Annotated in this window: 18 protein-coding genes; 12 read left to right on the forward strand and 6 right to left on the reverse strand. The window is 34.8% G+C overall.

Annotated features, from left to right (window positions below; translation table 11 throughout):
• Window position 1: 1 nt before the first annotated feature.
• The gene (gene lpdA / locus AB1K81_RS03740; protein ID WP_412975307.1) at window positions 2–1,408 is read left to right on the forward strand and encodes a dihydrolipoyl dehydrogenase; all 1,407 of its coding nucleotides are present in this window, start codon (window positions 2–4) and stop codon (window positions 1,406–1,408) included.
• Window positions 1,409–1,464: 56 nt separating this feature from the next.
• On the opposite strand, the gene AB1K81_RS03745 is transcribed toward lpdA, so the two are convergent.
• The gene (locus AB1K81_RS03745; protein ID WP_412975308.1) at window positions 1,465–2,988 is read right to left on the reverse strand and encodes a glycine betaine uptake BCCT transporter; all 1,524 of its coding nucleotides are present in this window, start codon (window positions 2,986–2,988) and stop codon (window positions 1,465–1,467) included.
• Window positions 2,989–3,141: 153 nt separating this feature from the next.
• Between AB1K81_RS03745 and AB1K81_RS03750 the strand changes: the two genes are divergently transcribed.
• From AB1K81_RS03750 to AB1K81_RS03765, 4 genes are all read left to right on the forward strand, one after another.
• Window positions 3,142–4,038, forward strand: coding sequence for a polysaccharide deacetylase family protein (locus AB1K81_RS03750; protein ID WP_412975309.1), 897 nt, complete (start codon window positions 3,142–3,144; stop codon window positions 4,036–4,038).
• Between the two features lie 143 nt (window positions 4,039–4,181).
• Window positions 4,182–4,286, forward strand: a complete 105-nt coding sequence (locus AB1K81_RS03755; RefSeq protein ID WP_412975310.1) for a GapA-binding peptide SR1P — start codon at window positions 4,182–4,184, stop codon at window positions 4,284–4,286.
• Window positions 4,287–4,413: 127 nt separating this feature from the next.
• Entirely contained in the window at window positions 4,414–5,373 is a 960-nt protein-coding gene (locus AB1K81_RS03760; protein ID WP_412975311.1) for an NAD(P)H-dependent flavin oxidoreductase, read from the forward strand.
• Between the two features lie 12 nt (window positions 5,374–5,385).
• Window positions 5,386–5,658: a UPF0223 family protein gene (locus AB1K81_RS03765; protein WP_412975312.1), complete on the forward strand. Its 273-nt coding sequence runs from the start codon at window positions 5,386–5,388 to the stop codon at window positions 5,656–5,658.
• Window positions 5,659–5,695: 37 nt separating this feature from the next.
• Here the strand turns inward: AB1K81_RS03765 and AB1K81_RS03770 are convergent, their stop codons facing one another.
• Window positions 5,696–6,310: a YktB family protein gene (locus AB1K81_RS03770; protein ID WP_412975313.1), complete on the reverse strand. Its 615-nt coding sequence runs from the start codon at window positions 6,308–6,310 to the stop codon at window positions 5,696–5,698.
• A 216-nt stretch (window positions 6,311–6,526) separates the two neighbouring features.
• On the opposite strand from AB1K81_RS03770, the gene AB1K81_RS03775 reads away from it, so the two are divergent.
• Together AB1K81_RS03775 and AB1K81_RS03780 are read left to right on the forward strand one after the other, a co-directional pair.
• Window positions 6,527–6,727 carry a hypothetical protein gene (locus AB1K81_RS03775; protein ID WP_412975314.1) on the forward strand — a complete coding sequence of 67 codons (201 nt, stop codon included), beginning with the start codon at window positions 6,527–6,529 and terminating at the stop codon, window positions 6,725–6,727.
• Window positions 6,728–6,861: 134 nt separating this feature from the next.
• Window positions 6,862–7,671, forward strand: coding sequence for an inositol monophosphatase family protein (locus tag AB1K81_RS03780; protein ID WP_412975315.1), 810 nt, complete (start codon window positions 6,862–6,864; stop codon window positions 7,669–7,671).
• 1 nt (window position 7,672) lies between these two features.
• On the opposite strand, the gene AB1K81_RS03785 is transcribed toward AB1K81_RS03780, so the two are convergent.
• Complete coding sequence (locus AB1K81_RS03785; protein WP_412975316.1) at window positions 7,673–7,855, reverse strand: DUF5325 family protein; 183 nt, start codon at window positions 7,853–7,855, stop codon at window positions 7,673–7,675.
• A 176-nt stretch (window positions 7,856–8,031) separates the two neighbouring features.
• On the opposite strand from AB1K81_RS03785, the gene AB1K81_RS03790 reads away from it, so the two are divergent.
• Complete coding sequence (locus tag AB1K81_RS03790) at window positions 8,032–8,343, forward strand: YlaH-like family protein (RefSeq protein ID WP_412975317.1); 312 nt, start codon at window positions 8,032–8,034, stop codon at window positions 8,341–8,343.
• Between the two features lie 50 nt (window positions 8,344–8,393).
• On the opposite strand, the gene AB1K81_RS03795 is transcribed toward AB1K81_RS03790, so the two are convergent.
• The gene (locus AB1K81_RS03795) at window positions 8,394–8,597 is read right to left on the reverse strand and encodes a YlaI family protein (protein ID WP_412975318.1); all 204 of its coding nucleotides are present in this window, start codon (window positions 8,595–8,597) and stop codon (window positions 8,394–8,396) included.
• Window positions 8,598–8,707: 110 nt separating this feature from the next.
• Here AB1K81_RS03795 and AB1K81_RS03800 point away from each other — a divergent pair, with 110 nt between their 5' ends.
• Window positions 8,708–8,959 carry a hypothetical protein gene (locus tag AB1K81_RS03800; protein ID WP_412975319.1) on the forward strand — a complete coding sequence of 84 codons (252 nt, stop codon included), beginning with the start codon at window positions 8,708–8,710 and terminating at the stop codon, window positions 8,957–8,959.
• A gap of 44 nt (window positions 8,960–9,003) precedes the next feature.
• Here AB1K81_RS03800 and AB1K81_RS03805 read toward each other — a convergent pair whose 3' ends face one another.
• Both AB1K81_RS03805 and AB1K81_RS03810 read right to left on the reverse strand, forming a co-directional pair.
• Window positions 9,004–9,618, reverse strand: coding sequence for a YhcN/YlaJ family sporulation lipoprotein (locus AB1K81_RS03805; protein ID WP_412975320.1), 615 nt, complete (start codon window positions 9,616–9,618; stop codon window positions 9,004–9,006).
• A 141-nt stretch (window positions 9,619–9,759) separates the two neighbouring features.
• A complete protein-coding gene (locus AB1K81_RS03810) occupies window positions 9,760–10,245 on the reverse strand; it encodes a hypothetical protein (RefSeq protein WP_412975321.1) in 486 nt (161 codons plus the stop codon).
• 230 nt (window positions 10,246–10,475) lie between these two features.
• Here AB1K81_RS03810 and AB1K81_RS03815 point away from each other — a divergent pair, with 230 nt between their 5' ends.
• The 3 genes from AB1K81_RS03815 (at window position 10,476) to pyc (ending at window position 15,519) form a co-directional block, all read left to right on the forward strand.
• Complete coding sequence (locus tag AB1K81_RS03815) at window positions 10,476–10,757, forward strand: Fpa/YlaN family protein (protein ID WP_186868555.1); 282 nt, start codon at window positions 10,476–10,478, stop codon at window positions 10,755–10,757.
• Window positions 10,758–10,909: 152 nt separating this feature from the next.
• Window positions 10,910–12,091 carry a putative lipid II flippase FtsW gene (gene ftsW, locus AB1K81_RS03820; protein WP_412975322.1) on the forward strand — a complete coding sequence of 394 codons (1,182 nt, stop codon included), beginning with the start codon at window positions 10,910–10,912 and terminating at the stop codon, window positions 12,089–12,091.
• Window positions 12,079–15,519 carry a pyruvate carboxylase gene (gene pyc, locus AB1K81_RS03825; RefSeq protein WP_412975323.1) on the forward strand — a complete coding sequence of 1,147 codons (3,441 nt, stop codon included), beginning with the start codon at window positions 12,079–12,081 and terminating at the stop codon, window positions 15,517–15,519. The genes ftsW and pyc overlap by 13 nt, the downstream gene beginning before the upstream one ends.
• The last annotated feature ends 47 nt before the right edge of the window (window positions 15,520–15,566 follow it).

A 15,566-nucleotide genomic window follows, 5' to 3' on the forward strand; every position in this document is an offset into this window, starting at 1 on the left:
TATGGTAGTAGGAGATTTTCCAATTGAATTAGACACTTTAGTTGTCGGAGCAGGACCTGGGGGTTATGTTGCTGCAATTCGTGCTGCACAATTAGGTCAAAAAGTTACAATCGTAGATAAAGGCGCTCTAGGTGGAGTATGTTTAAATGTCGGTTGTATTCCTTCAAAAGCTTTAATTGAGGCTGGTCATTCTGTAGTTCATGCTAAAGGTAATGAAGATTTAGGAATTAAATCTGAAAATGTTACTTTTGATTTTGCGAAAGTACAAGAATGGAAAGCATCTGTTGTAAATAAATTAACATCTGGTGTAGAAGGCTTATTAAAAGGAAATAAAGTTGATATTCTAAGTGGTGAAGTGTATTTTGTAGATAAAAATACAGTGAAAGTAATGGATGAAAAATCTTCGCAAACTTATACATTTAAAAACTGTATAATTGCAACTGGTTCTTCTCCAATTGAAATTCCAACGTTCAAATTTTCAGAACGTGTACTTGATTCTACTGCAGCATTAGCATTAAAAGAGGTTCCTAAGAAATTAGTAGTTATCGGTACAGGATTTATTGGAGCGGAGTTAGGAACTGCTTATGCAAACTTTGGTACTGAAGTTGTATTCCTTGAGGGTGCAAAAGATATCCTTGGTGGTTTTGAAAAACAAATGACTGCACTCGTTAAGAAACGCCTAAAAAATAAAGGGGCAACTATTGTTACCGAGGCAATGGCTAAAGGTGTTGAAGAAACAAAATCTGGCGTTAAAGTAACGTATGAAGTTAGCGGAAAAGAAGAAGTAGTAGAAGCTGATTACGTATTAGTTACTGTTGGCCGTCGTCCAAATACAAGTGAAATTGGCCTTGAACAAGTAGGAATTGAATTAACTGAAAGAGGTCTAGTGAAAGTAGATAAACAATGTCGCACAAATGTTGAAAACATTTATGCAATTGGTGATATTGTTCCTGGAGCACCACTTGCTCACAAAGCTTCGTATGAAGGTAAAGTTGCTGCAGAAGCAATTAGTGGAGAGAAATCAGAAGTTGACTACATTGGTATGCCAGCAGTAGCATTCGTTGAGCCTGAGCTTGCATCAGTTGGATTAACTGAAGCAGAAGCAAAAGAACAAGGTTACAATGTAAAAGTAGCTAAGTTCCCGTTCGGTGCGAATGGTCGTGCATTATCATTAAATAATACAGACGGCTTCTTAAAATTAGTTACACGCAAAGAAGATGGTCTTGTTTTAGGTGGTCAAATTGCTGGTCCTAACGCTAGTGATATGATTTCTGAAATTGGTTTAGCGGTTGAAGCAGGTATGACTGCTGAAGATATCGCCTTAACGATCCATGCTCATCCAACACTTGGTGAGATTACAATGGAAGCAGCTGAGGTTGCATTAGGAACTCCAATTCATATGCTATAAGAATAGAGAAAAGTGAAGTCGCATTAGACGACTTCACTTTTTTAATATAGATAACACTAATTTTTTCTTCTCATTTCCATCTCTTTTATTTCCTGTTTGAATGACTTTAAAAGAGAAAATACAATTAATAGCAAAATAATTGTAAAGGGGAAGGCAGCAATGATTGATGCTGTTTGTAATGCTTCTAATCCCCCTTGCCACAATAATACGGCAGCAGCCCCCGATTGGATTATTCCCCAAACAAGTTTTACTGAATTTGGTGGATCAAGTCTCCCACCTGTTGTCTGCATCCCCAATACAAAGGTCGCAGAATCTGCTGACGTAATAAAAAATGTACTGATCAGTAAGATTGCAATCAGCGACATAAACATGCTAAAGGGGAAATTTTCCAATACAGCGAATAGAGCTGTTTCTTCACCAAAATTATTAACAAATCCATATATATCTTTACCTTGGAAAAATTCTAGATGGATTGCTGAACCACCGAAAACGGTAAACCAAAGTGCACCAAAAATTGTAGGGACTAATAATACCCCAAGAACGAATTCGCGTATAGTTCTTCCACGTGATACTCGAGCGATAAAGGTTCCTACAAATGGTGCCCATGCAATCCACCATGCCCAATAAAATATTGTCCAGCCTTTTATCCACTCTGTATTATCTTCATTAAATGGTGTCATTCGGAAACTCATACTCGGTAAATTTTGAATGTAGTTTCCAAAACTTGTTGTAAATAAGTTAAGGATAAATGTAGTCGGACCTAAAAGTAGCAAAAATATCATTAATGCTAAGGCTAGCACAATATTGGAATTGGACAAATACTTAATTCCTTTATTTAATCCGGTAGAGGCTGATAGCATATAAAGCACAGTAACAATTAATATAATCATTAGTTGGAAAATAAACGTTTGGTCAATCCCAAATACAAAGGATAATCCACCACTAATTTGTATCGCTCCAAAACCAAGTGATGTGGCGACTCCGAATACAGTAGCAAATACAACGATAAAATCTACTATTGTGCCCCACACCTCTTTACCTCTCTCACCAAACAACGGAACTAAGATACCACTTACCAATCCTGAGGAATGTTTTCTGAATTTAAAATAGGCTAAAGCAAGTGCTATAGTTGCATATACCGCCCATGGATGAAATCCCCAGTGGAAAAAACTATATTGCATTGCTGTTTTGGCAGTATCACTCGTAGTAGGATCCCCATATGGAGGATTATGAAAATGGGAAAGGGGCTCTGCAGCTCCCCAGAAGACTAAACCAATACCCATTCCAGCACTAAATAACATTGCAAACCATGTAATATAGGAGTACTCGGGTTTATCATTAGGTCTTCCAAGTTTTATTCCACCGTATTTTGAAAAAATAAGAAATAGGGAGAATACTAAAAAGAACGATGCACTAATTAAATAGAACCAGCCAAATTTATCAACAATATAGGTTTGGACTTTAGACGTAACATCTTGTAAATTGGCGTTCGGTAATATTCTATCAGGTATGACACCCCAAACAATGAATAACAAACTTATTATTACTGAAATATAAAATACTTTCGTTACCTTTTTCATAGAAAAACCCTTCCTATCTCTATTTGTTATACAGTATCTCTGTAATTACTATTTCCAACTATGGTGATAACTATCGAAAAAATATATAGGTTGTCTTCTTTTTTCCTGTCGTATAAACTGAATATATTAGGTTCACAACATCGGAGGGATAACATGAGAAATGTAGTAATACTATTATCATCATTATTTATTTTGCTCTTAACAGCTTGTGGTGATTCGAATTCTAAGCAGAATGAAGATAATAGATCAAATGAAACAGAAGAACAGTCGGACGAGCTTACTGGACAGGGAGAAGAAGACATTACTGATGAAGATAGTTCGGATGACAAAGCTGACGAACCTAATGTAAATGAAGGAAATCAAATACCGGAGGAAGATATTGAAGCACAATATCGTGTTTCTGAGAATTGGTCGCTTGTTCCAATTGAAGAAGGGACTAATGAGAATGTCGTCTTATTAACTATTGATGATGCCCCGGAAAAGTATGCTTTAGAAATGGCGAAAACATTAAAGGAATTAGACGCAGGTGCAATATTCTTTGTTAATGGACATTTCATTGACACCCCTGAAGAAGCTGAAGTGTTAAAAGAAATTCATAATATGGGATTTCTTATCGGTAACCATACTTACTCCCATGTTAATCTAAAAACGCTTGAAAATGATCTAGAAAAGCAGCGAGAGGAAATTGTAGGTTTAAATGATGTAATTGAGGATATTATTGGAGAAAGACCGAAATTTTTCCGAGCTCCACACGGTGTAAATACAGACTTCTCTAGAAAAATAGCTGAAGAAGAAAAAATGGTATTAATGAACTGGTCTTATGGTTATGACTATTTTACTCCATATATGAATAAAGATAAGCTAGTAGAAGCCATGGTATCTGGAGAGGGACCAGAGGTTGATGTACCATACTCTTTATTAAAACCAGGTGCAAATCTTCTCATGCATGACAGGGAATGGACAAACGCAGCACTTAAAGATATTATAACCGGTTTAAGAGAAGAAGGATATGAGATTCTAGACCCTCGATTACTAGAAACTATACAATAAAGGTAAATACTAAAAAATACCAGTGGATTTCATTCGCTGGTATTTTAATAACTAAATGTGTTATACTAATTTTGCATATTTTTATAATTAGTGCATACTATATTGGATAAAGTTATACAATTTCTTAAGGGGAGTGCAGGCACATGGGGACGATTGTATGTCAGAAATGCCAAAAGACCATTGAACATTATGAAAACGAGAAGGTGGCAGTCCTTTATGGCACCTGTCAAAAGTGTAAAGGTAAATAACGAAACAAATATAGCATAGATAAAAAATATGAATTGTTTATTAAGTTGCATAGACATGCAACTTTTTTTGTTATATTAATTATAAATGGTAGGATAAGGTTAGCATGACAATATTGGAGGGACGAGGATGTCGTGGAATACTAGGATTACAACGTTGTTTAATATTAAATATCCAATTATTCAAGGAGGACTTGCGTATTTGGCCTATGCAGATTTAGCAGCTGCTGTATCTAATGCAGGAGCATTAGGTCAAATTACGGCGATGAGCTTAGAAAGCCCTGAAGATTTAAGAAATGAAATCATTCGAGTTAAAGAACTTACTAATCGTCCGTTCGGAGTAAACTTTGCCATCGGACAGCATAATAGACCTTTTGAGGATATGGTACAAGTTGCAATTGATGAAAAGGTACCTGTAATATCAGTAACAGGTGGAAATCCAAAAGGTGTATTAGATATGGTTAATGGTCACCCAATAAAAACGTTAGTATTAGTAGCTGCTAAAAGACAAGCACAAAAAGCAGAAGAGTTAGGTGCAGATGCAGTAATAGTTGTTGGTCATGAAGGTGGGGGGCATTTAGGTAGAACAGATACAGGGACACTGGTGTTGACACCACAAGTAGTGGATAGTGTAACAATACCTGTCATTGCTTCAGGTGGTATTGTTGATGGAAGAGGACTAATGGCTGGATTAGCATTAGGGGCAGACGGTATTGAAATGGGGACTCGATTTATTGCAACAAAAGAATGTATCCATGCCCATCCACTATATAAAAAAGCGATAATAGAAGCAGATGAAAATTCCACAGTCATCATAAAACGTTCATTGGGGACACCAGCAAGAGCTCTTAAAAATACATGGACTGATAAAATTCTTCAATTAGAAGAAAAAGAAGTTGGTTATGAAGGATTAAAAGATTACATAAGTGGAGCAGCAAATAGAAATTTTATCCACAAAGGTGAAACGAATGATGGGTTCGGATGGGCAGGACAGGGGGTAGCAGGTATTCAAAATATACCTTCTGTACATGAATTAATTGAAAAAATAATATCTGAAGCAGAGGATATCAAAAATAAGTGGATAGAATGAGGTGAAAAAGGTATGAACTATTCTTATCCAATTGATACTAGTTGGACAAAAGAAGAAATAATTGATGTAATTCAATTTTTTTCATTAATTGAAAAGGCATATGAAAAAGGGATGGATCGTGATATTTTGCTTGCTGGTTATCGGAAATTTAAACGAGTTGTACCAGCAAAAAGTGAAGAAAAGAAATACTTTCAAGAATTTGAAAAGGACTCAGGGTACTCTCCTTACCAAACTATGAAAAAGGCTAAGGAAATAGAAAGTGGATTAATTAAAATGAAGAATTAAAAAATGAGCATTCCTAAAACAAGGAATGCTCATTTCTCTATGCTTGAAGTGCTAATTGGTAAAGAGGTAGTAACTCATTATACGTATCTTTTATAAGTTTAATTAACTCATCACCATTTGATACGGTATGCTCAGTTGGTGATAGATGTCTTCCAATGAGGAATTCTGCCTTTTTAACATCTCTGAATCGTTCTAAATGACTTTTATTTAATTGTTCAAGTGGGAAAGATTCTTTTTTCATATGATCAAGTGATATGACAAAGTCTTTCTCCAATTGTTTTATTGTATTAAAATTTGCTAAATAGCTTCTAGCTATATCACTTTTATTAGGTAGTTCATAAATGCATGCTAACCAAATAAAAAGATGGTCATCAAACAGGCCAACTTGGAAATGGGGATGTTTTTTATATCCTCTATTATTATGAGAAATCGCAAGCCAAGTATCTTTTGGTGGATTTACTGTTCGTCTTGCATGTTTAGCAATATGAAGATAGACTTCATTACCTAGTTTCGTGGAAAGATACTCAACCAATTCTTGTCCAATTTCACGAAATTTAGGCTGAATCCGAGTTTGAATCGCTTCCATTCTCGCATCTAATCCATCTATTTGAAAAGTATCAAAATCACTTTTGACAAATCCTTGTATACTCATCTATTATACACCTTCCTATTAATTATAGTTATTATTATGAACAAATAACTATAAACAAGTCAAGTGAAAAACAGATAGCTTAACTAAGTAATGGCCTATAGAAACCTTAACAAGAACGAATTTCGGAAAAAGTCATATATATAAAGAAACAAACAGATTGTTCATGAAAAACTTGGACAACATAGGTTATTTATCATAGGATTCGTTTGAAAGGGTGTGAGCTTTTTGAAATATATTTTAGAAGAAGTGAGGAAACAAGAGGAAAAGGAAAAGATTCCAGTTCTTCGTATGGAAATTGATTATGAATTATTAACTCTATATGATGCTTTACAAGCTAATGACAAAGTTCAAATTATAAAATCTAAAGAAAAGCTGAAACTGTTACGAGATAAATTAATAGAACTCCTAGATAGATAACCTACATTTTAAAGGAGGGGGATTTATTCTTCCTCCTTACGTATTTTCATTTGCTCCTCCAAGTCACTCATGTATACTCAAGTTTGATATTTTGATACTATAAATAGGAGTAGATATAATTGGAGGCAGTATTTATGGATTATAATACACGTGAAAACATTTTTAAATTAGCTAAAGAATGGGTGCTTGAAGCCGGCGGTAAAATTAGAAATACGATTGACGACCCCCTAGAAGTATCATCAAAGTCAAACCCCAACGATCTAGTTACGACTATGGATAAAAATACAGAAAAATTCTTTGTTAACAAAATTAAGACTACATTTCCAGATCATTTATTATTATCTGAGGAAGGGTTTGGAGATGACTTAGATTCACTTGATGGGACTGTTTGGATTATTGACCCTATAGATGGAACTATGAATTTTGTTCAACAAAAACGGAACTTCGCAATTTCTGTTGGAGTGTACCATGAAGGTATTGGTGAAATAGGACTTATATATAATGTGATGGAGGACGAATTATACTCGGCAAAACGTGGTGAGGGTGCGTTTAAAAATGATAAAAAACTGCCACTGCTAGAAAAAGGTATTCGCTTAGAGGAGTCGGTGATTGGATTAAATCACTTTTGGTTATGTGAAAATCGTTTGGTAGATGAAAAGGTTATGCAAAATTTAGTGAAAACAGCTCGTGGTTCTAGAACTTATGGGTCAGCAGCTTTAGAATTTGCTTATGTAGCTGAAGGTATTTTAGAAGGTTATTTAACGATGGGCTTATCGCCATGGGATATAGCAGCTGGTATGGTAATAGTGAGTGAGGTTGGTGGTATTACAACAAATATTGATGGTAACCCAATAAATATGGTTGGAAGAAATTCAGTGTTTGTTGGTCACCCAGATGTACATAAACGGATCATAGAAGATTTTATTCAGAAAGGAAGGAAGTGACTCAAATATTAGAGCCACTTTTTTTTCTTTTATTCGCAATTCCTGTACCCATAATACCGAATCCTAATACTATAAATAGAATAATAAGCCAAATGTTACGAAGTGCTATCGCAAACCCAACTCCGATAAACATCGATACTACTAACAAAGCTAATAATAACGCTGGTATATTAACCTTTTTCATTTAAGACACTCCTTCTAATGTACAATTATAAGTATAGTTCTTTTTATTAATCAGTTCAAAGTTTTTATTTTGATAAAATTTTCACCAAGGATTCTTTCCTGCGCTTCAGTTCACACTAGCAAGATTACAATTATTTTAGTATGATTAGTTTTGAACATACATAATGGGGGATTTAAATGGTTTATGAATTTGTAATGGAACAATACGGTGTGGAGCAAGTCTTTAATATACTTTACATCGTAAATTTAATACTAGCCGCAATTGCATATAAATTGGGTTTTGCAAAAAAACTTCCTATTTTGAAATCAGTTATTGTTTATATTTTACTTGCATTTGGAATTTTCGTTTTAAATATATTATTTATTATTGTGCCAGCAACGTTAGCTGCACAACCACTTCCGATGACAGAAAGCTTGGTCATTATTTGTGTAGTACTTGCGATTTATCGAATTCGATTGTATTTGCAACGACAAGCTAAAAAAGCGTAACTAAAAATAGCAGGAGACAATTCAATACGAATTGCCACCTGCTATTTTATTTAAATCAATTCATCTTCTTTTTTCTTTTCCTCGTAGAAACGAAAATTTCCAGTTGCTAGGCGTTCAATAGTTCTTTCTTTAATACGATCATTACATGTATTACAAAGATACATATAGGTTTTTCGATTTCTTAGTCTTTTTGCTTGAAGCGAATAATCTTCTATATTCTCCACTATATCACATAATGTACATTTTACTTGCATGTAACCACCCCAAATTGGACTATATTAATACTATAACATAACTATAAGGTATATGTTTATTTTCTATCTTCAAGAGGAACATTAAGATAAAAGGTAGAAAGGATGGTTATATGAAGAAGCGTTATCTAGTATCAGCATTAGGAGTAGGAGTCGCAGGCTATTTAATGGGTACTAAGAGAGTAAAAAAGCATCCTTCTTCAGAGGTTGAAAGAGAGATTGATGAAGATTTGACTTTCTTTAATGCGGGGAAACCAGATGAAGTGGATGATTTGGAAACCGACCAATTAGAGAATGCAAAAATGGTATCAGAAGGATCTCAATTTGGGGTTCAATATTATAATAATATAAAAGAAACGGAATAGAAGTAAATGAGGTATCCACAACTTAACTGGATACCTCATTTACTTTATTCTTCTCGTTGTTCTTTTTGGTTTTGGGATTGATCATCTACTATGTCATCCATTTTTCTCTTTTCATTTTGATCGTCAATAATTTGTTGATTTTGATCTGGTTCTTCTGGCCGGTCTTCTGGTAAAGGAAAATCAGGCATATATCTACCAACAATTGCAGCAACTTCATCTATAACACCTTGAATTGGATAACCTTGACTAATTTTATCATTCATTCCACGTATCCTCTCTAAAATATCACCATCTGCTACTACCACTGCTGTTCGTCCATATGGATCATGTTGAAGTGCTTCTATAACAGAGTATTTAATGCTACTGACTCGGGACCTATCTAATTCTTTGTCTACATCTATACCTACAACAGCATATGGTCCTATAACAATTGATGCAGCATCATTTACTTCGGGTACATCACCTGCAACATGGGCTAAATGATCTGCAATTTGTTCGTTTGAAAAGTCTCGATCTTCCCTTGGAGCAGAGTTTTTCACATTAATAATTCTGTCATTTGGATTCTCTTTTTCGGTTGGTAATGCATGATCTTCTTCGTTTTGTCCGCATCCTATTAGAAAAGTGGCGCATAGTCCTACAAAAATTAAACGAATAAACATCTAAAACTCCTCCTAAAAATGTGTAAATACAAGGCAATAACTATATAGTTATTTTGAGTATTAGATGTTAAATTATACAATAGAAAAAAGGATACTTAGGGTAACGGTAATGTTAGACTAAGTATCCCATTCTAATATGTCTTAATTTACGATAATTTTCTTTATTCCTTTTATCGGTTTTTCTTTGTTAGAACCGTCTTTATAAAATAAATGAACAGGTCCATCTTCTTTTAATGGTTTGCCATCTATAGCAAAGAGTAAATAGCTGTCGTACAAATCTTTTAATGGAATTATTACTTCCCCATTATTTGTAATTAATGTAACATCCTTTGCTACTGACTTTATTTCAGCGTGGTTCAGAAAATCATCTATTGGCATAACGTAAGAGTATTTTAAAATATTCTCACGCTCGTGTTTGGCTAAACTTCGATTAACTGGAGGTTTTGATTGAATTCCGCTAATAGCCCGTTCCCATCTTTCTTGAGCTGCTTGTGTATCGTCTAGTTTTTCATTTTTCTTAGTGTTTAAAAAAGCTTCTTCTAATATTATTTTTCGATCATCGAATATCCAAACAGTCGGATCCATTGTAATTTGGTATGTAACGTTTCCTATGATAGGGACAATCATATTTTTCCACCTTTCCGATTATTTATATACCTATTAAGAATATCAGACAACCGTCATAATTGAAATCTAAAAAGCACTATATTTCTACAACTTCTATTCCTATAGTTTTCATGAAACTAAAGTTTGCATTTTATAGTAGTACACGATAATATAATATTAGAGTAAATGTATATGTTCAAAGAAGAAAACAAGCTTGAAGTTAAAGTTTGTTAGGTGGAGGGGATATATTAATGCCAGAGGTAACGATAGATCATCGTGAAAAAGCCTATGCCCTTCTAAAGGCTGATGCTGATAAAATTTTGCGGCTAATAGAAGTACAAATAGACAACTTAACTATGCCGCAATGTCCATTATATGAAGAGGTTTTAGATACGCAAATGTACGGTCTCTCAAGAGAGATTGATTTTGCTGTTCGATTAAATTTAATTAATGAAGATGAAGGAAAAGCTCTTCTTGAGAATCTTGAAAGGCGTTTAAACATTCTTCATGAAGCAGCCCAAAAATCTGTTTAACACTTAGAGCATTTCGTGTGGAAAGATTTTGTGGTAAAAACTTTGCCTGCATATGAAATGGCAAGGTTTTTTTGTTTCATTCTAAAAATTATTACCAATGAACTTGTACGTACATAAAAACCGTAATAAGTTTTCATATTGGGGAGAGAAAAATGTATAAAAAATTGAAAGATTATGATTTCACATTACTGATAACACCAATAATCCTATCTGGATTTGGCATTATTATGATATATAGTGCTAGCATGGTATTAGCAGTTGTAGAGGGATATGAAAGTAATCATTATTTGCTAAGACAATTGCAATGGTTTGCCATAGGAATGGTTGGATTTCTGTTTACAACCTTTTTCCCTTATAAGAAGTATCAAAAGTTTATTAAGTTAATAGTTTTGGGGATTATACTTTTATTATTATCAGTTAAAATCTTTGGAACTGTAGCGGGTAATGCGAGATCATGGATAAATTTAGGGCCAGTAAACTTGCAACCTTCTGAATTTGCTAAACTTGGTATTATAATGTATCTAGCGTCTGTTTATTCTAAAAAACAATCCTATTTAAATAATTTTAATAGAGGAGTACTACCGCCTTTAATTTTAACTGGTTTAATACTCATCCTAATTGTTGCTCAACCAGACATAGGAACTGCTTCAATTATATTTTTAATTGCTTGTAGCGTGATATTTAGTTCAGGAATTCGTTTTAAGCATTTATTTGTATTAATTGCAATAGGTTTATTAGTGATAGCAATAGCGATACCCCAAATGGTTACGGAAGAAAGAGTTAGCCGTTTTACGGGAGCATATGCACCGTTTGAATCTCCAGATGATGACGGGTATCAACTGATACAATCGTATGTAGCAATTGGTGTAGGTGGTGTCACTGGTGAAGGCCTAGGCCAAGGGGTACAAAAGCTTGGTTACTTATTTGGGCCACATACGGACTTTATTATGGCAGTAATTGCTGAAGAACTAGGATTTATTGGCGTATTTATTGTTATTGGTTGTTTAGCAACTATTGTATTACGTGGAATATTTATTTCTAGGAAGTGTGATGATAGTTTTGGGGCATTACTAGCCATAGGTATTTCTTCCATGATTGGAATTCAAACATTCATTAACCTTGGATCAGCAAGTGGAATTTTGCCAATTACGGGGGTTACATTACCATTTGTAAGTTATGGTGGTTCATCATTACTCATACTATTAGTATCAGTGGGAGTTTTGAATAACATAGCCATGAATGTTAAAAGAAAGGAACAAGAACCAGTTCCAGTTACTAAACAAGACATACCAACTAATCCATTCACAAAAGGAGGAAGAAGATGGTCAAGTTAAACAAAATTAAAAAAGTATTAGTAGCCAATCGTGGGGAAATCGCTATTCGTGTCTTCCGAGCATGCACAGAGTTAAATATTCGTACTGTAGCTATTTATTCAAAGGAAGATTTAAGTTCATATCATCGTTATAAGGCAGATGAATCCTATTTAATAGGAGAAGGAAAAAAGCCAATCGATGCTTATTTAGATATTGAAGGAATTATTGCGATTGCAAAGCGAGTTGGGGTAGATGCTATTCACCCAGGCTATGGATTCTTATCTGAAAACATCGAGTTTGCAAGAAGATGTGAGCAAGAAGGGATTATTTTTATTGGACCTAAAAGTGAACATTTAAATATGTTTGGAGATAAAGTAAGGGCGAGAACTCAAGCATTACAAGCAGGTCTTCCCGTTATCCCAGGTAGTGAAGGGCCCGTTACTTCCTTAGAAGAGGTAGAAGCTTTTGGTGAAATGAATGGATATCCAATTATCATTAAGGCAGCTCTTGGTGGTGGCGGTCGCGGTATGCGTATCGTTAGAAGCGCGAATAATGTTCGTGAAAGTTTTGAAAGAGCAAAGTCTGAAGCAAAAGCAGCATTTGGTAGTGATGAAGTATATGTAGAGAAACTTATTGAACATCCAAAGCATATTGAAGTTCAAATAATAGGAGATCAATTTGGAAATATTGTTCACCTTTATGAACGTGATTGCTCTATACAGCGTAGACACCAAAAGTTAGTGGAAGTTGCACCGAGTTTATCCCTATCAGATGAAGTACGAGAAAATATTTGTTCAGCAGCAGTCCAATTAATGAAGAATGTGGATTACATAAACGCAGGTACAGTTGAGTTTTTAGTTAAAGACAATGATTACTATTTTATTGAGGTCAATCCACGTGTTCAAGTAGAACATACGATTACTGAACTTATTACTGGTGTTGATATTGTTCAAACACAGATTAAAATTGCTGATGGTCAGAATATACATGACCAGTCCATAGGAATTCCAAAACAAGAAGATATTAGAACACAAGGATTTGCCATTCAATCTCGTGTAACAACTGAAGATCCATTAAATAATTTCATGCCAGATACAGGGAAAATTATGGCATATCGTACAGGTGGTGGATTTGGTGTTCGGTTAGATGCTGGCAATGGATTCCAAGGTGCAGAAATAACACCGCATTACGATTCCTTACTCGTGAAAGTTTCTACTTGGGCACTTACTTTTGAACAAGCAGTTCTAAAAATGGTTCGGAATTTGAAGGAATTTCGAATTCGGGGTATTAAGACGAATATTCCTTTTTTAGAAAATGTCATGCTACATAAACAATTTATGACTGGTGAATACAATACGACCTTTATTGATGAAACACCAGAATTGTTTGTTTTCCCAAAACGTAAAGACCGAGGTACTAAAATGTTAACCTTTATCGGTAATACAACAGTTAATGGATTTGAGGGAATTGGGAAACAGAAAAAACCTAACTTTGATAATCCTTTGGTACCGAACGTTGAACATTTAGATTTTGCTAATGGAACGAAGCAGATTCTTGATGATTTAGGACCAGAGGGGCTCGCAAATTGGTTAAAAGATCAAAAAGAAGTTTTATTAACGGATACAACTTTTCGGGATGCTCATCAATCATTGCTCGCTACACGAGTTCGTACAAAAGATTTAGTTAGAATTGCTGAACCTACTTCAAAATTATTACCGAGCCTATTTTCAGTTGAAATGTGGGGAGGGGCAACATTTGATGTAGCTTATCGATTCCTCAAGGAAGATCCTTGGGAGCGATTATTAAAACTTCGTGATAAAATGCCAAATGTATTATTACAAATGCTACTTCGTGCAAGTAATGCAGTAGGGTATAAAAATTATCCTGACAACTTAATTCAGGAGTTTGTTGAGAAAAGTGCAAATGCCGGAATAGATGTCTTCCGTATATTTGATAGTTTAAACTGGGTAGAGGGTATGAGACCTGCGATTCAAGCTGTTAGGGACCAAAATAAAATTGCTGAAGTTGCTATGTGTTATACAGGCGATATCTTAGATTCGAGTCGTACTAAATATGATTTAGCCTATTATAAAAAGCTAGCAAAAGAGCTAGAACAATCTGGTGCACATATATTAGGTATTAAAGATATGGCTGGATTATTAAAACCTGAAGCAGCTTATCGTTTAGTTTCGGAGCTTAAAGAAACTATTGATATCCCGATTCATCTTCATACTCATGATACGAGTGGAAATGGTGTTTATATGTACGCAAGAGCGATAGATGCAGGGGTTGATGTTGTTGATGTAGCAAATGGTCCAATGGCAGGACTAACGTCTCAGCCAAGTGCACAAACGTTATACCATGCTTTGGATGGTAAAGATCGTCAACCGAAGATAAATGTCGGTAATTATGAAAAATTAGGTTATTATTGGGAAGCAGTTCGTCAATATTATCGTGAGTTTGAAAGTGGAATGAATGCACCACATACTGAAATTTACGAACATGAAATGCCAGGAGGTCAATATTCTAATTTGCAACAGCAAGCAAAAGCGGTTGGATTAGGTGATCGCTGGAATGAAGTAAAATCAATGTATCGCAGAGTAAATGATATGTTCGGAGATGTTGTTAAGGTAACTCCTTCTTCTAAGGTAGTAGGAGATATGGCGCTATTTATGGTCCAAAATAATTTATCGGAAGATGATGTTTACGAGAGAGGCGAAACAATTGATTTTCCGGATTCTGTAGTTGAGTTTGCGAGTGGTTACCTTGGTCAGCCATATCAAGGTTTTCCAAAAGAGTTACAAAGGATAATATTAAAAGGACGAAAACCTATTACGGAGCGTCCGGGTCAGTTACTAGATCCTGTTAACTTTGAGCATTTAAAAGAAACCTTATTTAAATCGTTAGATCGACAAGTTACTAGCTTTGATATGATTACTTATGCTCTATATCCGAAAGTATTTATGGATTATCATCATTTCTATGAGAATTATGGTGATGTTTCGGTATTAGATTCACCTACATTCTTCTATGGAATGAACATTGGTGAAGTAGTGGAGATAGAAATAGAGCAGGGGAAAACATTAATTGTTAAATTAGTTTCTATTTCTGAGCCGAGAGAAGATGGAACGAGAGTCGTATACTTTGAATTAAATGGTCAGGCTCGGCAAGTATTCATCCGAGATAATAGTGTTCAAACTGAAGTGACAACTAGGCAAAAAGCGGATAAGACGAATGAAAAGCACATTGGTGCAACAATGCCTGGTACCGTTTTAAAGGTAGTCTGTGAAAAGGGTCAACAGGTAGAAAAAGGTGATGAGCTTGTCATTACAGAGGCAATGAAGATGGAAACAACCGTTCAAGCTCCATTTACTGGAGTTATTAAATCAATTCACGTTCAAAATGGAGATACGATAGAGGTAAATGATCTATTAATCGAATTTGAATAAAAGTAACATTTCTTGTATACCATACTGTAACAAAAAATCCCGCATCA

It is taken from the genome of Ornithinibacillus jepli (assembly GCF_047228935.1).
GTDB lineage: Bacteria > Bacillota > Bacilli > Bacillales > Amphibacillaceae > Ornithinibacillus.